The sequence below is a fragment of the Bradyrhizobium arachidis genome (genome assembly GCF_024758505.1).
Taxonomy (GTDB): Bacteria; Pseudomonadota; Alphaproteobacteria; order Rhizobiales; family Xanthobacteraceae; genus Bradyrhizobium; species Bradyrhizobium manausense_C.
Genome location: NZ_CP077970.1, coordinates 1,771,579 through 1,796,065 on the forward strand (window position 1 = coordinate 1,771,579; position 24,487 = coordinate 1,796,065).

A 24,487-nucleotide genomic window follows, 5' to 3' on the forward strand; every position below is an offset into this window, starting at 1 on the left:
TTGGCTCTGTAGTTGCGGCTTTCTTCATGCGTGTCTCGCAAATGCTCGATAGCCGCGTCAGAACCTTCGGCTCTGCGCTTCCGCACTTTCCAGGTCACTAATAGCTCAACCTGAGCGGCCAACGCCGCCCAGCGAGAGCCGATGGTCTTAATTTCTAGACTTTCGACAAATCTTCTCCGCGAACGGATTTCGACATCCTCTTTTGGGGCCCCAAGGCCTTTCAGTGAAGGATTACTGATCGGCTAGACAGCGGAGCAACGTGCTACGCATCATCGGCTGAAAGAGATCTGGTCCGTCTTCTTCCATGTGTTTGTGTTCGCGACCCAAAGCACCCGGGCGGCAAAGAAGGTGCTGTCAGGTGCGTCACAAAGTCGTTGAGGGCGATGACGGGCAATCGATGTCTTAAAGCTAGCTACGACGTTAGCCGTTTCTGAGGATCTATTGGATTTCGAGTACAGGTCCACATTTTGGACCGAGCAGCCTCACTCCACGAGCTATATAGCTACCGCGCGGCGGCTCCACATAGTCGACCCCATCGATCCAAAAGGACATATCGTCGATCGCAAGCTGCGGATTATAAGTCCACCCGGTCTGGACAGCTTTCACCACGGCGAAGGCACCATGTGGTGAAAACGAGTCCGGGATGACGACATCAGCATCCGGCTCGCATCCTGATAGAACCTCAATAAGCTCTTTCACCTTCATTTCGTAGCCTTAGGATCGCAGTTGCGAGGAGTATCCATCTATGACTTCTGTAGGATCAGTAAACCCCACGTCAAGCTGCAAGTTACCGATCCCAAACAAGCTTCGCTGCGTCCGCGCGCAGCGCCAGCTCGAGGCCCGGTCATGTCAGCGGAGCACGACGCTTTCGGGTGCCTGTCATGAGTCATCCGTGGCGAATTGATCCGGTTGCCTCCTGAAGGCTTCGCTCAGTGCCGTCGCACGAGCGCAGCTGGGCGAGACACGATTGAGCGAATGCCGATGTTCCACGAGCAGGAAGGTGGCTCATTGCCACAGATGATTCGTTTCTGACCCGCGAGGTAATGCACATGGGCTGATGCCGCAAGGTGAGCGGCTGAGCTAAGTCGGCGGACATCATCAAATCCATCTTAGGCGACCTGGCCTAGAGTGAAGCAGTTTCGGCTGCTGCTTCTCCAGCAGCATAATGTTGCGCGCGAGAACTTTCGAGGGCTTGAACCGGACCCAGCGTCAAGTTGTAGAATCCCAAATTAGTGTCGACACAAACAACAAGGAAGGGCCGTTTCATGATCTCCTCGCTGTTCCGCTCGGAAAGCGCAGCCGCTTTGGAAAGAGAGACCTCTCAATGATGCTGTTTCTAGTTCTGCTTCCGATTTTGTTCGGGGGGTTTGCAGCTGGCTACGCTATCCGCGCATGGCGCTCTCGAAAAAGGCGTGAGCGCTATCGTCTGTACGGGCCTTACCTTCGGCCAACATCCCGCATTACAGAACGTCCGACTGAATTGTCTAAGCGCAGAGCATTCTGATGTTTTATAATAAGAGCGGGGACTTAGACCTGAGGCGGATAGCCGAAAGCTGTGCCTAGTCGGCGGTTCAGCGGATAACGCGCATGGGCGCCTTCCGGTAATCGATACCCATCTTATCGACCGTACGCGATCATGGACGCAAGGCGCTGGTGCGGACAACGAAATCCGAGCTAGCCGGTGGTCAGAGCGTTCAATGAGTGCGGGTCCTTGATGCGACACCTCGTTCGCGAGCCTCGCGTCATCCACCTGCAGAGCCCCCGCCGGGTGCACCGGCGGGGGGTCTTCTAAATGTCAAGGCGCCGATCGAACTCGATGCGGTCCCACGAAAAGCAAGAATCTTGATAGGAAACATATTGAGCAGGGAGAGTTCGTGAGATTGAAGGGCGACCGCCTGTTCCGGCGTCCATTCTCGATCTCACGTGTCTTTTCGTGTGCTTGGGACCACGCGCGGAGCGGTTTTGACCAGAAAGATCCGCTCCGGCCACATGCCGTCTTGAGATTGCACCGTTGGCCCCTTGATCATTGCCATCGTTCCACCGTGGACCAACGGAGCCGGCCCATCGCTGCTAGGCAGGCGGTTTTTCTCTGTTTGCGGGGGCGAGTCGGTGCTCAATCGCGACAGCGGCAGAGGTATTACCAAGGTCCCGTAGGGAGGCGTCTCGAGATTGCGAGCGGAACGGCGTCGAGGGTAAGTCGTGTGGCAAATGTTCGCCAGGCTGATGCGCGCCAGTTTTGGCGAGAAGTCCGCCTGCGTTTGTGAGTGTGTGGCCTCAAACTCGTTCACTGAAATCGCTTGAAGCTATCGCAGCGTCAAGTTGTAGGCTTCAAAAATCGATCACGATCAAAAGCGACCGTCGCGCCAATGCAGCTGCGCTCGCGGTTCGCGTGAATGCCGATGGGGGTGGCTGTTGGTGGAGACGAGATCTGGAGCATCTTATGGTTGCCGCGCGCTTCCGTGGATGGTGCAAAATATTGCCCAGTCGTTCGTCGAGGCCAGGGCGGTGTCGGACAGGCGGAAAGCCATAAAGAGCCGAAACTGTGGTCTTCCTCGGCTCCCGCGTTGAAAAATGGGCGCCTCGCTGGACCCACCCGCTCTTGCCCAACCGTCAATGTTACCAACACACTCCGACCGGTCTGAGTGCACGCGATGGATCTCAAATTGATCATGGCCAAAGTCGCGAGCGGCGCTCTGTTGAACCACCAGGAAATGGCCTTAGCGTTCGACAGTATGATGTCGGGTCAGGCAACGCCCTCGCAAATGGGCGGGTTGCTGTTGGCGCTGAGGGTGCGTGGCGAGACAGTGGAGGAAATCACCGGCGCGGTTTCCGCGATGCGCAGCAAAATGCTGCGGGTCGATGCCCCCGCCGGATCGATTGACATTGCGGGCACCGGCGGCGACGGTTTGGGTTCGGTCAACGTCTCGACATGTGCTTCTTTCATCATCGCGGGCGCCGGCATTCCTGTCGCCAAGCATGGCAATCGCGCACTCTCCTCACGCTCGGGCTCGGCAGATGTACTGGCATCGCTCGGCGTCAAGATCGACTTGAATGCGGAAGATGTCGCTCGCTGTGTCCGGGATGCCGGCATCGGGTTCATGTTTGCGCCGACCCACCATCCGGCGCTGAAAAACGTGAGCGCAACCCGGGTCGAGCTCGCGACCCGCACAATATTTAATCTCGTCGGGCCGCTCTGCAATCCTGCGGGCGTGAAGCGGCAGATGATCGGCGTGTTTTCGCGGAAGTGGGTGCAGCCTTTAGCCGAAGTCTGCAAGAGGCTGGGCGCGGAATCGGCGTGGGTGGTGCACGGCAGCGATGGGCTGGACGAGATCACGCTCACCGGCCCTACCTTTGTCACCGCCCTCGACAAAGGCCAGATTCGCAGCTTCGAGGTAACGCCGGAAGAGGCCGGGCTCCCCCGTTACGGAGAGGAGGGACTGAGGGGTGGGGACCCCCATACCAACGCGATTGCACTACGAAGCGTGCTCGAAGGTATGCCAGGCCCATATCGCGATGTTGCTCTCTTGAACGCGGCAGGGGCCTTTATAGTGGCCGGTCGCGCCACAACTTTGAAGGAAGGCGTGCGTCTCGGACAGGAATCACTTGGCAGTGGCGCCGCCGCCGCGCGGCTGAAGCATCTGGTCGCAGTCTCCAACGCCGAATAGACAAGATGACTGACCCCGACATTCTGACGAAAATTGAGACATATAAGCGCGAAGAAATCGCAGTTGCCAGGCGCGCGCTTCCACGTGCCGAGCTCGACGCGTACGCACGGCGTGCGCCGTCTCCGCGCGGGTTTCTAAGCACAATTCGCAAAAAGCACGCGTCGGGTGGCTATGCCCTCATCGCTGAGGTCAAAAGAGCGTCGCCGTCGAAGGGACTCATTCGCACCGACTTCCATCCGCCGTCGCTTGCCAGATCATATGAAGCAGGGGGCGCGGCCTGTCTCTCGGTCTTGACGGACAAACCATCCTTTATGGGGGACCTTGATTTTATGGAAGCGGCGCGCGCCGCCACCAATCTGCCAGTTTTGCGCAAGGATTTCATTTTCGACACTTATCAGGTGATCGAGGCTCGCGCCCGTGGCGCCGACTGCATTCTGCTGATTATGGCGGCGCTGGACGACGGGGCTGCCAGTGACCTCGAGGCTGCGGCCTTAGCGTACGGTATGGATGTGTTGATTGAGATCCATGACCGCTCCGAGCTTGATCGCGCCCTCAAGCTTCGCTCGCAGATGATTGGCATCAACAACCGCAACCTGCGGACGTTTGTGACAAATCTCAAGACAAGTGAAACGTTGGCACCGCTAATCCCGAAGGATCGACTGATTGTCAGCGAAAGCGGAATCTGCGCGTTCACTGATCTCGAGCGGCTCGCACGAGCCGGTATCGCAACCTTCCTCGTGGGCGAAAGTCTAATGCGTCAGTCCGACCTGACGACAGCAACTCGCGCGCTGCTTTCAAAAAACTAAGCTGCAGCCACCGGGGCATATCAATGACAACCAAATCCTCCAACCAGTTGATAACGCTCCGAGAATAGCAGCCTTCACGTGACCACTGGATCGGGAGCACGCGTCAAAGTGCAACCCGCTAAGGCAAATAGTTCTGGTGCGACGAGTTCGAAATCGACCTTGGGACCAGTTCTCCAATGAAGACGCCTACTCAATGTGTCAAACCGAGCCGAAAGAATGCATATCGATCGGAAAGGAAGGCCACCTCGGACCACCCGAAAAATAGAATCGACGTGCGAGAACGTACATGTCGGCACAATCAGCTGGCTGCTCGATCGCAGCTGACCACAATCGACATTCCCAGTCATCCCAGATGGCGGTATCGATCAGACTCGGCGACTTCAAGTCGAGGCCAGAAGTGTCGCCCAATCGATCCTCGAGAAAAGACCACCTAATGCGAACGACAAGGCGCAGACTGCTCGGACGCCAGGCTGGAGAGCCCGAGATCCGCGAGCAAGACGAGGTCCGTACAGCGCGAAGGCCCAAACGTTGCCCCACAGGCGGGCTGCTGTTCGTAGGTTGTCTTGCCAGATGAGTGAGATTCAATCAATCGAGGCGGCCGAATTTCGCCGGGCTATGCGAAATCTGGCCAGCAGCGTTGCGATCGTGGCGACGGGAGCGGCGCTTGAACGGCGTGGGTTAACGGTGAGTTCTATTACCTCGATTTGCATAGAACCCCCTTGCTTGCTGGTTGGCATCAATACCAATTCCGGGACACACGATGCGATACTTGCGAACGGCAGGTTTGGCGTGAGCCTCCTTGCTAATGATCATCAGGACATCGCTCTGCGATTTGCCGGCCAGGATGGCTCCAAAGGTGTCCAACGGTTCGATACCGCTCCTTGGGATCAGGGGACCCTCGATGTACCGCTATTGCAAAGCGCAATCTGCGCTCTCGAATGCGTTCTACACCACTACCACGTCGTTGGCACGCACGGGGTATTCATCGGCCGAACCGTTGCGGTGCGCCCAGGAGACGGCAGTCCGCTTATTAACTGTCGCGGCGAACTTCGAACATTAGCACGCGGTTGAGCGTTTGTCTCTTGCAGTTGCGTTTCGACACTGGTGGCTAGCCTCGTAACTGGAGAAGAGAAGTGGCTGAGCGGAGCTATGAACGTAGAATACTCGCTCGAGAGCGACGTCACCAACGGAGCCGCTCGACTTTTGCGCGTTCTAGGCCGCCTTGAGAGATGCGCTTAGCGTCTCAGCGAGGCTTGGAGGCATCACGCTCGTTGATCTGGACGGTGCGTTGGTCCCAACCAGAAGCGCGGGTGGGGCTAGACTATAGCTAGCTGATCGCTGGTGCCCGTAAAAGCTACTGAATCGATCTCAAAGCAAATGCCACCTGCGCGCGTATCGAAAAGCGAGATCTGAATAGAGAGCCTCCATGTCCCGCGCCATCGCACAATGCGTTCACGCCCGCATGGGCTTGAAAATTCCTTATCTCGCCTCCGCCTTCAGGCCATCATCACGACCTTTCGATCGACCGAGCCAAGTTTTGCGACCGTTCCCAAACCAGACTATGGCAAGCGCTGCCATTCGCCAATGCTCTCGGGAATTCCCATGTTCGATGGATCACCTGCCGAGGGCCAAGGACACGCGCCCTTCGCCAGTGCCTCGGCCGCTGCTGCCGGTGAATTGTGGTACTCTAGCGTCTCACCTGCAAATACGATCGCAAATCCCTTTGGCGTGGGGACGATTTGAGCTTTTCCTGCGTGCGTTCTAAAGACCCATTTCATCACTTGCAGCTCTGCGAACTTCCAGCTTCAAGCCGTCGTGGCTGGCCAAGCCATAAGCCGAGCGAGAAATGCATCCCGGCCTCCCACTGTGCAATTCGGGTGGCAAGAGTCAGCGCGCGTCGGCTTTACTGTTGGCGATTAGATCGTGCGGAGGGGTTTCGTCAATAACCAGTCCGGTGACGTTAGGCCCGGTCTCGCCAACAGCGGCCGTAACCTCGAAAGAGGCTAGCTCGAAAGGTACCGCCCCCACTGGCGTGGGAACAATTGCGCGCCGCCAAACCGGGAGCTCTGACCTCGTAGGCCGAACTCGTCAAATTCGGAACGCCGCCTAGCTTGCTGCATGCGTTTCAAGTCTAGGGGCGGGCGCAAGTCAGGGCGTGAAGTGAATCTGTGCGATGATCGAGGTAGCCGCCAGCGTTTTTAGGAGGCGTCAAAAGATATAGCAGGCAACCATTCATCGCCAGCGCCGGTACGGTGAGCTTCATCTCCAGCCAGCGCCAGCGACGGACCGAATGATAATCGCCGTGTTCAATGAAGCATCCAGGGGGAGGTCACCAAATGCGAGCTGACAAAGAAGATAATTCGCACCCGCCTCTTCGAGATGATTAAGAAGAGTTTGTCGGATCGAAGCGGCCGTCCCGGCGACGCACAACTCACTCTCGATTGCTGCATCGAAGGTGAGGGGTAGGTTCGGTGGAGTGGGGATGTTGTTGCGGTCATAAAGGAACTTAAAGTTCTTGAGCCAGCGATCGTAAGCCGGCGCAGCGAGTGAATAGGCATCTGCTTCAGAACTGCCAGCTACGATCATGCGCAGCAAGCCAAGAAACGGCGACGATTGATCGTTCGTCTCTGAGCGTATCTCTCGACGCGAGCGGTAGGCATTAGTGACCCTTCGAACAGACGATGAAGGTCCGATGCTTGCGATGTTTGCCCCAATCTCAGCGGCCCAACTTGCCGACTCGGGTTGATTTACGGCGATCCATGTCGGGGGATGCGGTCGCTGATGAGGCGTTAGCGTCAATGGAACATCATCCAACCGGAAATGATCGCCCTCGTAGCAGAGCGAGCCGCCTCGCATGGCCTTAACTAGGATTTCGCTGGCTTCTGCATAACGGCCTGGTGCCGCGTCCGCACTGACCCCGAAATAGCCCAATTCGACTGGAAGGGAGCCGCGTCCGATGCCAAGCTCAAGTCGGCCGCCGCTCAAGTGGTCCAGCATACAGGCCTCTTCAAAAGCTCGCAGGGGGTGATGAAGGCTAAGCAGCATCACCATCGGGCCGATGCGAAGGTGTGTTGTGCGTTGTGCGACGCTAGACAAAAACAGATTCGGTGCGGGGCTCATCCCATGCGGAGTACAGTGGTGCTCGGCCAGATGATAAGCATAGAATCCCAGGCGATCGCATGCCTCGGCGAGTAGGAGGCGATCACTATACTGTTTGGCGACATCATGGCCGTCTGCGTCCAGGTGATCGAAGATGCCGAACGCTAGTTTTGAAGGAAGGGTACTTGTCACTCGATCACCTCATGTAGTGAATCTGGATAACGATTGGTTTGGGGTCAGATTGACGATGAAGAAATGCGACTTACGGTCGAAAGAAACGCATCCATTTGCCTTTCTGTGCCGATCGTAATGCGTATAAAGTTCTCGAGACCTTTTTCGGGGAAGAACGCAACAAGCACGTTCTGCCTCTGCAATGTGGCCTGCCACCAGGCGCCATCGTGTCCTTCGGGCACGCGGGCTAGCAAGAAATTGGCGTGGGAAGGCAACACAGTAAACCCAAGCTTCGATAGCGCGACGCTCGTTCGCTCTCTTTCGAGCATGATCTGTCGATGGTTCTCCTCGAAAGCCGCTCGATGCGCAATGATGCTCATGCCGACCGCATGACCAATCACATTCATGTTGAAGAGGTTCTGCATGGTACGAAGCCTGCCGATAAGCTCGGGGTGACCGAAACCGAAGCCAACTCGAAGGCCCGCGGTGGCATAACTTTTTGAAAAAGTGCGCAACAGCAGAAGATTTGAATAGCGATTGACGAGACGTAGCCCGTTATCGGGCGCGAAGTCGACATACGCTTCGTCAAGTACGATCAGTCGATCCGATTGTGCTACGAGCCTTTCGATATCCGCGACCGGAACAAACGTTCCTGTCGGATTGTTCGGGTTGGCGAGCACGACGAACTTGGCATCTCGGGCGGGGCCGAAAAGCAGTTGGTGCGTTGGTAGGGAATGGTCCTTACCCCACCCGATCTCCAGAAATTGGGCTTCGTGCAACATGGCGAGTTTGCGGTTAAATGAAAACCCGGGCGACATCATCGCTACGACATCGCCTGGAGCGAGGAATGCGTTGTAGATAAGGCCGAGAAGTTCGGACGAACCGTTCCCAGCGATCACCTGATCGGCGGAGAGGCCGTAAGCGGAGGCGGCCGCCTCTCGTAGGCCGACATTGTCATCCTCCGGGTACAGATAATGCCGCTCAAAGGCTGCAATTGCGGCTTCCCTGACGATTGCCGGCAACGGGAATGGGTTCTCATTCATGTTGAGTTTGACGCAATTTGCGTCAAGCTCAGGGGCAGCGGGCGGTGGAATTTCTAACTGTTTTGCCACGTGTGAAAGGGATGAGAGTGCGCTTAGCAGCCGTGCGTCTGACATGTGGTCGCTCCGTCGAAAGGCATGGGTTCTGAGCATGACGATGGTCCCATCTGAGTGAAACACTCTGTATTTGGCGCATGAGCTTCCCCACCAGCAGGCCGGCCATGTCTCTCCACAGCCGGTCGGCGCGGGGCTTCACCCGTTTTTAGAGGGTGATCCTAACAGTTGCATGAACCGCGAAGAGAAACCGCAACTTGCGTAGGGCGATCAAGTGTTGTGAAGGGTGCGTCAGTCGGATGTGCGCTCTGCCATGATCAAGCAGTGAAGAATGCGCAACTTGGGTACTGTTCAACTTCAGCGGACAGTCATCACTGACCTTGAGCACGTCAGCGACACTTCGCTCTAGGCTGCCGTTTTCAGTCAGAATGGCGTCTGCTGTTCGGCCACGGCGACGCTCACGAACGTCCGTCGGGCGCCTGGTCATGCTTCGAGTGGAGGGCCAATGTAGCTGCTCTGCAGCAGGCACATACAGATGCTTCCGGGCGCTTCCTCGGAAGTGATCGGGAGGCGTGACGGACGAGCGCGGCGCAAACATATGCGTTTGAGACATTCACAATCCTCGTTCGAGAGAAGGCCCCGATGCCTCCCCAGTTTTGGTAGTTTACAACTTCACCTTACGTTCGTTTCAAGCGGTTTCGACAATCATCGGAAGATGTGTCCCTCACTACAAAGTGCCGATCTCGATATGGGCGAGCTAAGGCGCCGCGCCAGACATAATCTCGTGAACAAGTCGTGGGGCGGAGCAGCCGCTAACGAACGGGGCGAACTTCAACGTCGTACTGAATCGTTCTAGTCATCGCTCAAGAGGCATTACCGGCATGATGCATTGCTTGAGACTGGCATTGTTGTTGCACCAGCAATGCAGCGGAAGCATGCAAGCGGATCCACGAGCGTGGCGACATGGCGCGAGCGGGAAGGGAATGCCGATGAAAGAGAAATTGTCATGAAGAATCAGAAAGAAAGAACGCACGAGACACGGAAACTCTACTTTGTCACCTCGGCCGCGCGCCGGCAGAACATGCTGGGATGGTGAATGTGCCGATCTACCGCGGCTCAACCATTGTTTCGGAGAGCGCGCTTGAGGCTGCCGTCTGCAAGCTAGAAGGCGGATTTCGTTCGATTCTCTTCCCATCAGGGCAATTTGCTTGTACTCACTCGGTGCTAGCTTGTCTTAAAGCGGGCGACGCTGTTCTGATCAGTGATGGCGTTTACTCGCCGTGAGAGCCTTCGCGGACAACGTTCTTGCGAGGCTGCAAATCAAGGCGGAATATTTCTGTCCAACCCAGCCGTCAGAATTGGCGGCGAAAATAGACGCAAATACACGCGCCATCTATTTGGAACCGCCATCGTCCATGACCTTCGAGGTTCAAGATTTGCCCGCACTCGCGGCGATTGCACATCAGTCGGACGCACTTGTAATCATGGACAATACGTGGGCGGCACCCCTATATTTCAGGCCGTTCGAGCACGTGTCGACATTTCGATCCAGGCTGCGACGAAGTATATTGTTGGCCATTCCGATGCGTTGCTTGGGGTTGCCACGGCGAATGAAGCGGCATGGCCCGCGCTGAAATCAACTGCGCACCATTTCGGTGAAATTGGCGGACCAGATGATATTTATCTGGCCCTCCGCGGACTTCGTACTCTAGCTTTGCGCATGAAGCGGCATTGGGAAAACGGCCTCGTTCTAGCGCAGCCTACCCATCCAGCTGTCGAGAGAGTATTGCACCTGGCCCTTCCCAACGATCCCGGCCATGTCATTTGGAAAAAAAACGTTCTGGGCGTCAGTGGACTCTTTGGGATTGCTCCAAAGCCGATGTCGCGGCCGCAACTGTCGGTTCTCTTCAGTAGCCTGCGTATCTTTGGGATTGGTTTGTCCTGGGGCCGGTGCGAAAGTCTCGCGTTGCGAGCAGGGCCACCGAAACGAACGGAAGCCTCGCTTGCGTTTCCTGGGACCGCTGATTCGCATACACGCGGGCATGGAAAGTCCCAGCGAGCTGATCGTGGACATGCAGAGCGCCCTGAACGCCGCCTGCGAAGCTGCAGTTGACGGCATCGTGCCTTTGGGAGGGGAGCGAGCTCGTCAGTCAATGTCAAATAGTCAGTTAGACTTGGTGTTTGATCTTAAGCGGGTTGTAATGGCGACGCCTTGAGGCTGCCGTGCTGGCGCTCGCTCAGCGGAGCCTCGTGGGCATACGTGTTATGCAAACTGTAAGGCTCATTGCGCGGTTCTCACTAGCTCCGCGCCAGAGGATTGTCCTTGCAGGGGACTGGCACGTGCGAACGATGACAATCAAACAGAGCCGTTGATGCATGTAGATTGCCTGGCCCGAGTTCAAGGAGCGACGGCAATCTCGTCTGTCAGATATGCCTCGGGCCTAGCCGTCGAACCCAGCCACTTCTCGTGCCAGACATGACTCCATTCAATAGTTCTGTTTCGGTGGATCGCATCGGAGAGGTCATCCAGAGATCTCCCACATTTCCAGACCTCCGCATGATCCCTGATCTGCGACAATGTGTTTCGCGCGAGAAGTCGGCGTCACGAAGCGCGAATGCCCCCAAACCATCTGCGCGGCAGCGTGTTTGACGGACATGAATTGTTCGACTGCAATTCAGTCATCGTTGGAATGATTTTCGACCCGCGTGCGAGCTACCAGATCGAGCCAGGCCCTCGCGGCATGCGATAGATAGGCACCGCGCCGCCAGATCATCGCAATACGCCAGTCCGTATCAGCTTCGTCGAGCGGCACCCGGGCGATCGAAAGATGTGTGCGTTGCTCGGCAATCATCCGTGGCAGAAAAGCGACCCCCATGCCCGCAGCCGCAAGCTCGATGATAAAGTCAATCTGGCTACTACGCGCTACGACGCGCGGCTCAAAACCGTGCCGTCGGAAAGCCTCCATAATCACGCGGTTCAATGCAAATCCGGTTTCGAAGAGGATGAGCGGCAGCTCCCGCAAGGTCGGAATATCAAGGGATCGACACCGTGAAAGCTTGTGGTCAGCCGGTAGCAGAACAGTGAGGGGTTCGCGTTTGACGTCTTGCCATTCAAAGGCTTCCGATACTGGAAGAAGTGAGGCCGCAAGTTCGATCTCGCCCGACAGCAGAATCTCCTCCAGGCGCTCACATCCGTGCTCCACGAGCCGGATGTCGACGCCTGGATAACTTTTGCGATAGATCGCAAATAGCTTCGCGAACAGCGTTCCACTGCCAACCGGCGGCAAGCCGAGCTTGAGATTGCCGCACTTCAGGCCCCGCAGCTCGTTCAGCTCGGAAATTAGATCATCTCGTTCCGTCAGAATCCTGGTCGCGCGACGATAAACAATCTCGCCGGCAGCGGTAAGTTTGCTGCGATGGCCGATCCGGTCAAGTAGTGGCACACCGATCTCGCCCTCCAGCTGCCTGACCGCCTTGCTCACCGTAGACTGCGTCGCGAATACGACTTTGCCGGCCTTCGAGAATCCGCCTTGTCGTACGACCTCCACGAAAGCGCGTAGTTTCCGAAGGTCCATGTGAATTCCAAAGCCGAATAGACGCTAGTCGATCAATTCATTCGCAGCGCTATCGGCGGTTCTCCAGGTGAGCTCGCGCCCAATCTCTGCATCGGCCCGCGAGGACTACTCTGCGGGCCGAAAATTCTATTCTTGTTTTCGCTCGTTTGGGGCAGTTCTCTGTTTTCGACACGTGGTCTTACATACTGATCATGCTCTTCCGGTTTGCGCTCCCTGCGAGCCGCGTACCGTCCAGCATGATGCTGAAGTGCCCGCAGCTCCAACGACGTTGACTACAGGCGATTCGGTTTCCGCTAGTAGCAGCATTCAGTTCGAATGCAACGGGTAATCCGGATCGGGCTTACTGGCTGAACTCTTGCGGATCGTCCCTTTCTAAAGACAAGCAATGGCCGGTCCGATCGGACCTCGCGCGACGCCGTTGAGGCCGTGCCTAAAACGGCGGTACGAATTCGACATGGCGAAGAGGGGCGAGCGGAGTGGCCGTTCGCATGTATGCAGCCTAATATTTCAGGCAGCGACAATGCCTTGCATGCCTCAGCACGTCGGTGCTCGAAAATTGCTCATCTTCCGACTTGTTCATCGCGAGCTGGGCGATTCGGTGTGAGCGAAGTAGAAATGGGCTCGAAAGAAATTTGAAAGATTGCGCGACAAATCGCGATCTCCATACCTAAGTACGGTGCATTGGGTCGTCACCCACGCGTCCCAACCCTCGCCATGTTGGTTGCGCGGTCAAAAGCCTGTCGACCCTTTGCCCGCAACTATCACGCCAGTAGGCCGACCTGCTACATCGAGCGAGAAATCGACGCGCTCGTGACTGATGCGCCGCAGGTCTGTCTTTTTTTTGCCCTAACGCAGCCAAACGACCTTGCAAGGAGCCCAGCCGCCGGCGCGATGTTTCGACAGGAGAGACGGTGCAAGTGTTGCAGGTACGAAGTGGTGTTTTCGATCCAGAAGACCTTTCAGTCTTGGGAAAGATCTATGATGAGGTAGTGGCGACGCTACCTGCAAGCATGCGAACTCCCGTCAATCGAACAGAGATTGCCAAGCTTGTACTTGGACGTATCGCCGCTGGTGAGGCCGAATTGGTTCTCCTAAGAAGGCTGATGGTGGCCATTGCGTCAGTCGCCTAGTCTAGCGCTTGAATGCTTCTTCCTGGATACACCATGGCGACGTCGTCCGACGCCATGGCAGCGGAGTGGTCGCTTGTATCTTGCATGTCACCCAGCTCGCTAAGGCGCTCCTCGGAGTCCGAGGTTCGATGTCGCCGGCGGAAAGTTGGCAACAAAGTCTCCAGGCCGTCGAAACCGCTTGAACCTCACGTGACGTTAGGTTGTAGGTTTGAAAAAGAGAAACATGACCAGACCTACAGTACTCAGGCGTCGCTGGCGACGCATCGGTGAACTTGCAGAGGCGACCGGCGTGACGGTGCGCGCGCTGCGTCATTATGAGCATACGGGATTGCTCGCAGCATCGCAGCGTACGGGCGGAGGTCACCGGATTTACGACTGTGAGAGCGTCAGAAGAGTTTATCACATTCTGGCGCTTCGCGAGCTTGGCTTCTCTCTGCAAGAGATCCGGAGAGCGATGGAGGGTAGATCCTCGCTTCCTAACTTGTTGAGCGAGCAATTGGAACGAGCGGAGCTTCAGGTCGCGCGCGCAACCAAGTTGCGCGATCGTTTGCGCAACATCACGAAGAACGCCGAATCGAACGTGAGTGTGGACGAACTACCTGCTCGCCTCGATGCGATGTCGCAGGATGGGTGCGCGCATACCCGCCGGCGCGCACGCGCTCCGGATGATGCAGATCGATAGGTGGGCAGGAGGAACCATCGGATTGCGCGGACGATCGCTTAGACAAGGCGACGTTCTGTGCGTCCGCTAACATCCACGACAGAGGTGTTCGAAACCACAGCAAGCCTTACCGCAAGAGCAAACCACAGTTAGGGACGTCAAATGGCATTCTTTAGCAAGGGTTCGGTTGCCGGCGCTATGGTCCTTGCTTCTGTATTGGTCTCGGTCGCGTCCGCTGACGACATCTATATTGCAGTGGCGGGTCCCATGACGGGCAGCAACGCTGCGGTTGGTGCGCAGATGCGGTATGGCGCTAGTGCGGCTGTGGATGATTTGAATTCTTCCGGAGTACTTCTCGATACAAAGATCAGATTGATCGTTGCCGACGATGCCTGCGACCCGAAGCAAGCCGTGGCGGTCGCAAATCGATTGGTGTCGGATCAGGTCAGGTTGGTCGTTGGTCACTATTGCTCCTCTTCATCAATTCCCGCCTCCGATGTTTACGCTGAGGCAGCAATTATCCAGATTTCGTCTGGATCAACTAATCCTCAGCTGACCGAACGGGGCCTCAAGACGGTTTTTCGGATCTGCGGCCGTGACGATCAGCAAGGCCTAGTCGCCGCTGATTATATCTTGCGGCACTATTCTAAGAGTAAGATTGCCATCCTTGATGACAAGAGCACTGCTGGGAAGGGCATTGCAGACATTGTTGCTTCTCGTCTCAATGATGCGGGACTGCAGCCTTTGATGCGGCAAAGCTATATGGCTGGCGAAAAGGATTACACGGCACTGGTGACGAGACTGAAGAGAGAAGCAATTCAGATCGCTTATATCGGTGGCTACTACACGGAGATCGGCTTGATTGTGCGGCAAGCGGCGGACGCACAAGCCGGCTTCACGGTCATGGCTAACGATCCTTTGATGACCGGCGAGTTTTGGGCGATTGCGAGCGGAGCCGCAAACGGCACTCTCTTCACATTCATGCCCGACGCAACTAAGAAGGCTGAGGCGGCCGACGTCGTAGCTCGATTGAAAGCATCAAATAGGTCTCCGGAGGGCTACACGCTTTACACTTATGCCGCCATACAAGCATGGGCCGACGCGGTGAAGCGCGCGGGCTCGTTCAACGCTCTGCGCGTGGCAAAAGCACTTCGGTCGCAAGAGGTAGAGACCGTCGTCGGCCAAGTTCGATTTGACGCTAAAGGAGACAATGCGTCTCCCGGCTTCGTAGTCAATCGTTGGCGCGACAACGCGGTCGAGATGGTTGAGTAGCCTCGATATCGGTGACCTGATCGATAGCTGTCACGTCGACGCGCCGGCAGCTGATCTGATGAATCGCTCGCCAAAGGGCCTCTTGTGGCGAGTCGAATCGATTTGAGGGAAGCGAGCGCTGGGCCAAGAGATGCAACGTGATCAATTGGCGGCCGAGTGCATTAATCGGAGGAGTGCCGGCCACTAAGCTGACGTCACCGAGTCCAGGCGACAGCTGTGTGGAAAAAAGACCTGATCGTGAAAGATCGCTGGCACAGCAAGCGCTATTGCCTAGCGATCGTCATCGACATCAGTTCTTAGAGCAAGGAGCAGGTTACGAGCCGCAGTTGTCATTTTTGAGCGTTTGCAGCCGAGTCTTTAGCTGGTGAAGGGTTGTTCGATGGATGGCTTAAACACGTTTTAGAACCCGCACGCCCAGGAGCTAGGCGAGCTGCCTCCTGTAACAAGACCTCGCGCATCCATATGCTCGCCGGATCGGTATCGTGGACCGAAGGCCACTGCACCGCCTCGGTAAAACCAGGAAGTGGTAGCGGAAGTTTGTTGATCCGCAGTGGCATCGTCTTTGCGAAGTACTTCACAAGCGTCAAGGGCATCGTGGCTATTCGGTTGGTGCCCACTAGCATGTGCGGAATCATGCTAAAGCTCGGCACGATGAGCTCAACCCGTCTCCTGAGGCCGTGCTCTTTCATGTACCAATCGTCGATGGAGGGCACTCGAGAACGCCCAAACTTGACCGCAACGTGCCCCATCGACATGTATCGTCCGAATGTAAGCTGCCGAGACAGCTGCTTGTTCGAACGGCAACCGACGCACACGATTGTCTCGTCAAAGAGGGGTGCCCTGGGGTGCGTGTCCGACATGTATACCTCAGGCACGACAAGAAAGTCGATTTCTGCACGTTCGAGCGGGTGATCGAACGGGTCTGCGAGAGGCATCAACTCGAACCGTATGCCGGGAGCTTCTCGCGCGACGCGCTCCACGACGTTTCGAAATAATACGATCGTAGCAAAGTCCGACAGGCAGATTCTAAAACGACGGTCGGATTCACTCGGCTTGAACGTATCCCGGGACGTAATGGAGAACTGGATATGAAGCAGAGCCTCCCGAGTCGGAGCGGCGAGAGCTTCCGCACGTGGGGTTGGGATAAGTTCGCGCCCCCTCATCGTAAAGAGCTCGTCTCGGAAATAAGTGCGCAGTCGGCCGACTGCCGCGCTCATGGCCGGTTGACTCAAGTTGATGCTGCGTGCTGCCGCCGTGAGATTGCGCTCGGTCATGAGAGCATCGAGCGCGACGAGGAGATTTAGATCAAGGCCCCGGAAACGCATTGTCACCTATCCGCAATGTAGATGTTTCTCATCCAAACAATCGATTTTACCAGTTCGCGTAGCGCCAGCTAGGAAGCTGACAGACTTTATGAACTTGGTAGGTTTTGGAGCAGCGGAGCATGGCGAGGCAGATCGCAAGAAATGGCGACGAGACTCCGTCCGCGGTTGCGCGCAGCCTAGCTCGACGGTCGTCATTCGATCGTAACATTCGAGAACATTGTACCGAGTCTAGCATCAATCACTCGTGCGAACGATCTCCGATCGCACATGCAGCGAGCCCTCAAGCCCGTCGTAAGATCATTGAACGGCACGAGGTTCATCGCGTGCATCAAGGTCGGTGCCAGAGATTGCATGATGCAAATCAAGGCGCGACCAACATCGTCCCGTCCTGCTTTATTTGCATGCAGTCAGCATTCTCGCTGCGCAAGATGGCGAGCATGACGCCGGGTGCAGCGGAGTTGCGGCACCTTCGCAAAATGCTCCCTCATGAGGAAAGCTCTACATCACCGTCGTGTTTAATGGCAACCGCACGCCGCTCAATAACGCCACCAGGAGCGCGGTTTAAACCATCGTATACTCCCTACATACGTTTCAATTGCAGGTGCCTACTCCGATATGAGTGGGTAAATGCGTGCTCCTTCGATAGCTTCCGTGCTGCGCAGAGACGTCGCGAAAAAGGGGCGTTTAGGCGGAATGAAGAAAAACGGAAATTCGGTAGAGTACATGAAGCAATAGCTGTAGCAGAGCCGACCGTTACTGGCCTGAAGGAGAGGACGGCAACGGTTACCTGCAGCACGTTCAAGATCGCAAATATCCAAAAAGGCTTGCTCCTCGCACGTAGCGCCTCAAACGCCGTCGGCAAGTCAACATCATTCACAGTCTCTGACGGCACCATGGAACGAGCGCCATCGCACTGCTCGTCGCTCGCCTGATGCGTGCTTCAGGACCGCTGCAAGAAGCAGGAGATCCTTTCATGCGCCCTCAACTCCAGTGGAGGACGTGCTGGGAAAACGACTTACAACTCGCCGACCACGTCGAGATCTCCGAGTTCTTTCGCAATGCCTACGGGCCAACCGGGGTATTTAACGCAAAACCCTTTGAAGGCGATCGAAGCTGGGCCGGCGCGAGACCGGAGCTCCGTGTAGTTGGCTACGATGACCGCGGTGTGGCGGCTCATATCGGCGCGCTGCGCCGGTTCATCAAGGTCGGCGAAGTCGATCTGCTGGTGGCTGAACTCGGATTGTACGCGGTACGGCCGGACCTCGAGGGACTGGGAATCTCGCATTCTATGCGCGTGATGTATCCAGTGCTGCAGGAGCTTGGCGTTCCGTTCGGGTTCGGTACGGTTCGACATGAACTCAAAGAGCATATCCACAGGCTACTCGGTCGCCCAGGTTTGGCGACGATTATTCCGGGCATTCGCGTGCGGTCCACTCTTGCCGATATCTATGCCAACCTGCCGCCAACTCGCGTCGATGACGCACTTCTCGTAGTGTTTCCGATAGCGAGGTCCATGAGCGAGTGGCCGCCTGGTACAATCATCGAGCGTAACGGGCCAGAGCTGTGAAAGACGCCAATTTCGCATTCGATGCGCGCAGCAAGCGCCCCGAGGATACGGTCGGCTGCGGTGTCTATTTGACGTTTGATGACGGGCCTAATTCCTATTGTACGCCGGATATTCTCGATGTGCTGGCGGAATTTCGCGCACCGGCAACGTTCTGCGTAGTTGGCACGTACGCGGCGAATGAGCCGGGGCTGATCCGACGGATGGTCGCGGAGGGGCACGAGGTCGCAAATCACACGATGACGCATCCGGACCTATCCAGATGCGAACCAGATGAAGTGCAATACGAGATACTAGCAGCGAGTAGCGCTATCAGATGTGCGTGCCCGCAAGCCTCGGTGCGACACGTGCGTGCGCCTTATGGCATCTGGACCGAAGAAGTGCTGGCGATGTCAGCGAAGGCCGGCCTGGCTGCTCTCCACTGGTCAGTCGACCCGCGCGACTGGTCCTGCCCCGGCGTCGATGCGATCGTCGATGTAGTGCTAACATCCGTCCGCCCCGGTGCAATTGTGCTGCTGCACGATGGATGCCCCCCTGATGAGTTGGGACGGGGCATTCATGCCGATCTGCGCAAGCAGACCCTGAAGGCGCTCCCCAAACTTATTCCAGCCCTGCGGGATCGCGGATTTGCGATCTGCCCGCTTCCCCAACTTCACTGAACGAATAAAGTCCCATGAATCTGATTGACACAGCTAGCACTGTTATCGTTTCGTCTTATGCGCTGCTCTCAGCGGTCTACAAGACCGCGCAGGCGTTCCATGCCTCGCCGACACACACACCTTCGGTGTCGACACATGCCGTCCGCCCTGAAGCCGCGCCGAGCGTGGATGTGATCGTACCATGCTTCAACGAGGACCCGCGCACGCTGTCGGCGTGTCTAAAATCCATCGCAGGCCAAGACTACGTCGGACAGCTGCGCGTCTATGTGGTCGATGACGGCTCTTGGAATCGCGAGGATGTGGCGCCTGTCCATCGGGAGTTTGCGCGTGACCCGAGATTCAACTTCATTCTGCTTCCAAAAAATGTTGGCAAGCGGAAGGCGCAGATTGCCGCGATCCGCTGCTCGTTCGGAGATCTAGTGCTCAACGTCGATTCGGACACAATACTCGCGAGCGATATGGTCGGGAAGCTTGCGCTGAGAATGCAAGATGCCGAAATCGGTGCTGCCATGGGGCAGCTGACGGCGAGCAATCGGAACGCCACTTGGCTAACTGGCTTGATCGACATGGAGTACTGGTTGGCGTGCAATGAAGAGCGAGCAGCTCAAGCGCGTTTCGGCGCGGTCATGTGTTGCTGCGGCCCATGCGCTATGTACCGACGATCCGCCCTCGATTTGCTGCTGGATCAATACGAAGCGCAATACTTTCGAGGAAAGCCAAGCGATTTCGGCGAGGATCGTCATCTCACGATCCTTATGCTGAAAGCAGGATTTCGAACTGAGTACGTTTCCGACGCCTACGCCGCGACGCTCGTTCCGGATGGGTTAGGCCCCTATCTGCGCCAACAGCTTCGCTGGGCCCGGAGCACGTTCCGAGACACGCTGCTTGCGTTGCGCCTTTTGCCAGGTCTCGACCCATACCTGACACTAGATGTTATCGGGCAGAACCTCGGACCGCTTCTTCTGGCGTTTTCGGTTATAACGGGCATGGCGCAGGTCGCAGTCACGGGTACGGTGCCATGGTGGACAGTTCTGATGATCGCATCAATGACCATGGTGCGATGCGCCGTAGCGGCCTTTCGTGCTCGTCAACTTCGGTTTCTCGCGTTTTCCCTGCACACGCCCATCAATATCTTTCTGCTACTTCCAGTGAAAGCATATGCCTTGTGTACGTTAAGCAATAGCGATTGGCTCTCACGCAAGCCGGCCAAGAGCCTCGGCCCCGGCGGAGAACAGGCGCTCAAGCAGAGCCAGCAGCCTCAATCAGACCCAGCGATGCCGGCCCGCAAGCGGGATGGTTCGCGCCGTCCTTCTGGCGGTGACGCGGCCGCGCTTGCAGCGGCGAGTGACGGTGCGGACTGAGGAGCGGCTGGCCATGAAGTTGGATGAGACTCGCGCATCGTTGGAGCGAGAGCTGGCTGCCGATGATCCATGGCGACTGGACGGCAATCCGTTCGAGCGTGAGCGCCACGCACAAATGCTGCGACTTTCGCTTTCCAATGGCGCCATCAGGAATGCGCTCGAAGTCGGATGCGCTGCCGGCGCGTTCACGGAAAAGCTGGCGCCTCACTGCGAACGACTTACAGTTGTCGATGTCGCGCCGCGAGCGATCGCTCGGGCAAGTCTCCGGACGAAGCAATGGTCGCACGTCACATGGCTTGTCTCCGACATCGAACAGTTCTGGAGAGCGGAGCCGTTCGATTTGATCGTGGTGGCCGAAGTGCTCTACTACCTCCGCGATGTCGCCGAGATGCGTAGGGCCGTCGGCAATTTGATGCGCATGCTTGCGCCGAATGGTCATCTGGTTTTCGGATCAGCGCGTGATGCCACTTGCCGGGGCTGGGGGCATGCTGCCGGCGCGGAGACGATCATCGCGATGTTGAGCGAGACATTGGTCGAGGTCGAGCGGGTGCAATGCCAAGGTGAGTCGGCCAACGAAGACTGTTTGCTCGCGTGTTTTCGGAATTCGAACCGGTCTTCGCTTCCATTCAAAAACCAATCTTAGCATGAGGCATTATGCGCATTTGTGGCATCAAGCTGACGCATGACGGGTCCGTCGCTCTTGTGGAGGATGGACGTCTGGTGTTTTGCATCGAGCAGGAGAAACGCGACAACAATCGGCGGTATCAGACCATCGAGAATCTCGACACGGTTGTTCTTGCCTTGGCGGAACATGGACTAGCTCCCAGGGATATCGATCATTTCGTCATCGACGGCTGGGATGGCGAAGTCGAATCGGAATTCCAGGTCATGAGTGGGTCGGATCGTCTCACTCTCAAAGGTGCGCCGTATGTGGAACGTCCCGAGGGACTTCTCTCTTCACACGCAGGCTCTGGTCTTGCGCTTGACGGCAAGAGCTTCTCTTACAGAAGCTATGCACACGTCACAGGCCACGTTGTCTCCGCATACTGCACTAGCCCTTTTGCGAAAGCGGGAGAGCCAGCCTTCTGCCTCGTGTGGGACGGCTGCATCTTTCCACGGCTCTATCATGTAGGACCTGGTGGCGGCCGCTTCCTGGAATGCCTATTCCCAATGATAGGCCATGCCTATGCTGTCGCGGGCCATCACTTCGGGCCGTACCGGCAGCCTAACCGAACCAATTGGGACTTGGGTGTCGCGGGCAAGCTGATGGCCTATATCGGTCTGGGTGCGCCTGATGAAGACATCATAACCGTGTTTAGCAGCCTCTATGAGAAGCACTTTGCGGCGGACACGGAGTCCGCTCGGCATTACCGTGAAAACATAAGTAACGGCGAGGCGTCACTGGCGGCTACACACGACTTCTTCGCGGAAAGCGCACTTCGATTAGAGGCCAAGCGAGCCGAAGATATCCTTGCATCGTTTCATGTTTTCCTTGAGCGCCTCCTCGTGCGGGAGATGGGACTTGCTTTGCTGCGGCATTCGTACTTTCCGGGGCCGCGCAATCTATGCATAGCCGGGGGTTGCGGACTTAACATCAAATGGAACAGTGCGTTACGTGCGACCGGTCTGTTCGATGCTGTATGGGTGCCGCCGTTTCCGAACGACAGTGGCTCCGCAATCGGCGCCGCTTGCTCAGCAATGGTGGCGGACAAGGGCTTTGTGCCATTAGAGTGGTCGGTCTATAGCGGCCCGGCCCTCAGAAGCGACGATGCATCAGCGGAATGGGACGCCACACCGTGCAGCATAAGGGAGCTTGCCGCGCTCCTTGCAAGCAATAAGCCCGTGGTGTTTCTCGCTGGTCGCGCCGAACTTGGACCACGCGCCTTGGGTGGCAGAAGCATTCTTGCCGCTGCGACTTCGCCGGGAATGAAGGACTATCTCAACGACATCAAATTTCGCGAACATTTCCGCCCTGTTGCGCCAATATGCCTGGAGGACCGAGCGCCGGACATTTTCGATCCTGGAACGCCGGACCCTTACATGCTCTTCGATCATCAGACGCGGCCGGAATGGCGAGACAGGATCCCGGCCGTTGTGCACCTTGACGGATCTGCACGACTGCAGACGATTAGCAGAACATCCCAGCATACGGTTGCTGAGCTGCTCATTGAATATGAAAAACTCACGGGCATTCCGCTGCTTTGCAATACCAGCGCTAACCACCATGGACGTGGCTTCTTCCCCGATGTCGCAGCTGCCTGCGAATGGGGACGCGTCGAACACGTCTGGTGCGAGGGTCTACTCTGGACCAAAACGCTCGCAACGAAAGTGCCGTCGTCCGAACGACAAGCTGAGATGGACACATGTCGAGCGTAGCTATCGACCTTGCCGCGGTAAACAAATCATATCGCGGCAAGGTCGTTGTCAACGGGTTGACATTCACTGTTGCGGCGGGAGAGTGCTTCGGATTGCTCGGACCGAATGGCGCTGGCAAAAGCACGATTGTGCGTATGCTCCTCGGCATGGTGCCGCCGGACGCCGGTAAGATTACCGTGCTCGGCAAGCAAATACCGGCACACGCTCGCTTGGCGCGCGCTGGCGTGGGCGTAGTCCCGCAGTTTGACAATCTTGAGAACGAGTTCACCGTCCGCGAGAACTTGCTGGTGTTCGGGCGTTATTTCAGCATGAGCGCGCGTGAAATCGAGGCAGTCATTCCATCATTGCTCGAATTCGCCCGCCTTGAAAGCAAAGCGGATGCACGCGTTGCTGAGTTATCTGGCGGCATGAAGCGGCGGTTGGTGCTGGCACGTGCGCTGATCAACGATCCACAACTGCTCGTTATGGACGAGCCGACGACTGGTCTCGATCCGCATGCCCGCCATCTAATCTGGGAACGGCTGCGTTCGCTACTTGCACGCGGCAAGACGATCCTGCTGACGACCCACTTTATGGAAGAGGCAGAGCGGCTGTGCGATAGGCTGTGCGTGCTTGAACAAGGACGCAAGATCGCTGAAGGCGAGCCTCACACGCTAATCAACGAACAGATTGGCTGCGATGTCATGGAGATCTATGGCGACAATCCGCACGAATCCATTGAACTGATCAGGCCTTACGCACAGCGCATTGAACAAAGCGGCGAGACCATCTTTTGCTATGCACCGGACCTGGAGCAGGTGCGGAAGCAGTTGCGGGGGCGTGCGGGTTTGCGCCTTCTGGAGCGTCCGGCGAATCTCGAAGATGTGTTCTTGCGCCTTACCGGACGCGAGATAGAGATATGATGAGAGTGACTTACGGCGCGGCCATGCCCGCCAACGCGCGTAACTGGGTCGCGGTATGGCGTCGCAACTATTTGGCTTGGAGGAAGGTCGCGCTAGCATCGCTTCTAGGCAATCTTGCCGATCCGATGACGAATCTACTTGGTCTTGGCTTTGGCCTCGGCCTAATCGTCGGCCGCGTAAACGGAACTTCCTATATCGATTTTCTGGTTGGCGGCATGGTTGCGACCAGCGCGATGACTTCCGCGAGCTTCGAAACGATCTACGCAACGTTCGCCCGCATGCATACTCAACGGACCTGGGAGGCAATGCTGTGTACACAGCTGACGCTCGGCGACGTCCTGCTCGGTGAGGTGGCGTGGGCAGCCAGCAAGGCCCTGCTGGCCGGCACTGGAATTACAATCGTTGCTGCGGGATTGGGATATGCGGCATGGCCATCCATGCTCTATGCGCTGCCCGCAATCGCCCTCACGGGATTCGTCTTCGCAAGCTTGGCGATGGTCATCGTATCACTCGCGCCCAGCTACGACTACTTCGTGTTCTACCAGACGCTAGTCCTTACACCCATGGTGTTCCTCTGCGGCGCAGTGTTCCCGATCACACAGTTGCCCGCCGCCTTCCAGCTCGTAGCCGCCTTGTTGCCCCTGGAGCACTCGATTGAGCTTATTCGCCCGGCGATGCTTGGCCGGCCAGTCGACAGCGTCGGCACACATATTGGCGCACTCTGCATTTATGCGGTGGTGCCGTTCTTGTTGTCGGTTGCGCTGCTTCTCCGACGCCTGATGCGCTGAGAGGCCGCTGTGGAAGAGTCGACTAACGCTCAGCCCATG

19 protein-coding genes and 1 pseudogene are annotated in these 24,487 nt (G+C 56.9%); 15 read left to right on the forward strand and 5 right to left on the reverse strand.

The window, feature by feature from the left end; genetic code table 11:
• Window positions 1–438 precede the first annotated feature (438 nt).
• Window positions 439–705: a hypothetical protein gene (locus tag KUF59_RS07905; protein WP_258769154.1), complete on the reverse strand. Its 267-nt coding sequence runs from the start codon at window positions 703–705 to the stop codon at window positions 439–441.
• Between the two features lie 1,946 nt (window positions 706–2,651).
• Between KUF59_RS07905 and trpD the strand changes: the two genes are divergently transcribed.
• The 3 genes from trpD to KUF59_RS07920 all read left to right on the forward strand — a co-directional run bounded on the left by trpD (window position 2,652) and on the right by KUF59_RS07920 (window position 5,542).
• Window positions 2,652–3,665, forward strand: a complete 1,014-nt coding sequence (trpD, locus tag KUF59_RS07910) for an anthranilate phosphoribosyltransferase (protein WP_258769155.1) — start codon at window positions 2,652–2,654, stop codon at window positions 3,663–3,665.
• A 5-nt stretch (window positions 3,666–3,670) separates the two neighbouring features.
• Window positions 3,671–4,471, forward strand: a complete 801-nt coding sequence (trpC, locus tag KUF59_RS07915; protein WP_258769156.1) for an indole-3-glycerol phosphate synthase TrpC — start codon at window positions 3,671–3,673, stop codon at window positions 4,469–4,471.
• A 615-nt stretch (window positions 4,472–5,086) separates the two neighbouring features.
• Window positions 5,087–5,542, forward strand: coding sequence for a flavin reductase family protein (locus KUF59_RS07920; protein WP_258769988.1), 456 nt, complete (start codon window positions 5,087–5,089; stop codon window positions 5,540–5,542).
• Between the two features lie 1,188 nt (window positions 5,543–6,730).
• Here the strand turns inward: KUF59_RS07920 and KUF59_RS07925 are convergent.
• The gene (locus KUF59_RS07925; RefSeq protein WP_258769157.1) at window positions 6,731–7,762 is read right to left on the reverse strand and encodes an LLM class flavin-dependent oxidoreductase; all 1,032 of its coding nucleotides are present in this window, start codon (window positions 7,760–7,762) and stop codon (window positions 6,731–6,733) included.
• A 44-nt stretch (window positions 7,763–7,806) separates the two neighbouring features.
• Window positions 7,807–8,898: a histidinol-phosphate transaminase gene (gene hisC, locus KUF59_RS07930; RefSeq protein ID WP_258769158.1), complete on the reverse strand. Its 1,092-nt coding sequence runs from the start codon at window positions 8,896–8,898 to the stop codon at window positions 7,807–7,809.
• Window positions 8,899–9,924: 1,026 nt separating this feature from the next.
• Here hisC and KUF59_RS44315 point away from each other — a divergent pair.
• Both KUF59_RS44315 and KUF59_RS44320 read left to right on the forward strand, forming a co-directional pair.
• Window positions 9,925–10,119, forward strand: coding sequence for a PLP-dependent transferase (locus KUF59_RS44315; RefSeq protein ID WP_408918081.1), 195 nt, complete (start codon window positions 9,925–9,927; stop codon window positions 10,117–10,119).
• Window positions 10,116–10,948: pseudogene (locus tag KUF59_RS44320) on the forward strand (trans-sulfuration enzyme family protein). The gene KUF59_RS44315 and the pseudogene KUF59_RS44320 overlap by 4 nt, the downstream one beginning before the upstream one ends.
• A 562-nt stretch (window positions 10,949–11,510) precedes the next feature.
• Here the strand turns inward: KUF59_RS44320 and KUF59_RS07935 are convergent.
• Window positions 11,511–12,410: a LysR family transcriptional regulator gene (locus KUF59_RS07935; RefSeq protein WP_258769159.1), complete on the reverse strand. Its 900-nt coding sequence runs from the start codon at window positions 12,408–12,410 to the stop codon at window positions 11,511–11,513.
• A 911-nt stretch (window positions 12,411–13,321) separates the two neighbouring features.
• Here KUF59_RS07935 and KUF59_RS07940 point away from each other — a divergent pair.
• The 3 genes from KUF59_RS07940 (at window position 13,322) to KUF59_RS07950 (ending at window position 15,473) form a co-directional block, all read left to right on the forward strand.
• Window positions 13,322–13,540: a hypothetical protein gene (locus KUF59_RS07940; RefSeq protein ID WP_258769160.1), complete on the forward strand. Its 219-nt coding sequence runs from the start codon at window positions 13,322–13,324 to the stop codon at window positions 13,538–13,540.
• A gap of 223 nt (window positions 13,541–13,763) precedes the next feature.
• Window positions 13,764–14,222 carry a MerR family transcriptional regulator gene (locus KUF59_RS07945; protein WP_258769161.1) on the forward strand — a complete coding sequence of 153 codons (459 nt, stop codon included), beginning with the start codon at window positions 13,764–13,766 and terminating at the stop codon, window positions 14,220–14,222.
• A 141-nt stretch (window positions 14,223–14,363) separates the two neighbouring features.
• On the forward strand, window positions 14,364–15,473 hold the full coding sequence (locus KUF59_RS07950) for a branched-chain amino acid ABC transporter substrate-binding protein (RefSeq protein WP_258769162.1): 1,110 nt from the start codon (window positions 14,364–14,366) through the stop codon (window positions 15,471–15,473).
• Window positions 15,474–15,802: 329 nt separating this feature from the next.
• Here the strand turns inward: KUF59_RS07950 and KUF59_RS07955 are convergent, their stop codons facing one another.
• Window positions 15,803–16,798: a LysR family transcriptional regulator gene (locus tag KUF59_RS07955; protein WP_258769163.1), complete on the reverse strand. Its 996-nt coding sequence runs from the start codon at window positions 16,796–16,798 to the stop codon at window positions 15,803–15,805.
• Between the two features lie 973 nt (window positions 16,799–17,771).
• On the opposite strand from KUF59_RS07955, the gene KUF59_RS07960 reads away from it, so the two are divergent.
• From KUF59_RS07960 to KUF59_RS07990, 7 genes are read left to right on the forward strand one after another with little or no spacing between them, the layout of a single operon-like run.
• The gene (locus KUF59_RS07960) at window positions 17,772–18,365 is read left to right on the forward strand and encodes a NodA family N-acyltransferase (RefSeq protein WP_258769164.1); all 594 of its coding nucleotides are present in this window, start codon (window positions 17,772–17,774) and stop codon (window positions 18,363–18,365) included.
• On the forward strand, window positions 18,362–19,021 hold the full coding sequence (gene nodB, locus KUF59_RS07965; RefSeq protein WP_258769165.1) for a chitooligosaccharide deacetylase NodB: 660 nt from the start codon (window positions 18,362–18,364) through the stop codon (window positions 19,019–19,021). The genes KUF59_RS07960 and nodB overlap by 4 nt, the downstream gene beginning before the upstream one ends.
• Before the next feature lie 14 nt (window positions 19,022–19,035).
• On the forward strand, window positions 19,036–20,382 hold the full coding sequence (nodC, locus tag KUF59_RS07970; protein ID WP_258769166.1) for a chitooligosaccharide synthase NodC: 1,347 nt from the start codon (window positions 19,036–19,038) through the stop codon (window positions 20,380–20,382).
• A gap of 13 nt (window positions 20,383–20,395) precedes the next feature.
• Window positions 20,396–21,025: a nodulation methyltransferase NodS gene (gene nodS, locus KUF59_RS07975; protein WP_258769168.1), complete on the forward strand. Its 630-nt coding sequence runs from the start codon at window positions 20,396–20,398 to the stop codon at window positions 21,023–21,025.
• A gap of 11 nt (window positions 21,026–21,036) precedes the next feature.
• The gene (nodU, locus tag KUF59_RS07980) at window positions 21,037–22,758 is read left to right on the forward strand and encodes a nodulation protein NodU (protein WP_258769169.1); all 1,722 of its coding nucleotides are present in this window, start codon (window positions 21,037–21,039) and stop codon (window positions 22,756–22,758) included.
• Window positions 22,746–23,660: a nodulation factor ABC transporter ATP-binding protein NodI gene (nodI, locus tag KUF59_RS07985; protein WP_258769170.1), complete on the forward strand. Its 915-nt coding sequence runs from the start codon at window positions 22,746–22,748 to the stop codon at window positions 23,658–23,660. Before nodU ends, nodI begins: the two co-directional genes overlap by 13 nt.
• Window positions 23,660–24,448: an ABC transporter permease gene (locus tag KUF59_RS07990; protein ID WP_258769989.1), complete on the forward strand. Its 789-nt coding sequence runs from the start codon at window positions 23,660–23,662 to the stop codon at window positions 24,446–24,448. Before nodI ends, KUF59_RS07990 begins: the two co-directional genes overlap by 1 nt.
• Window positions 24,449–24,487 lie beyond the last annotated feature (39 nt).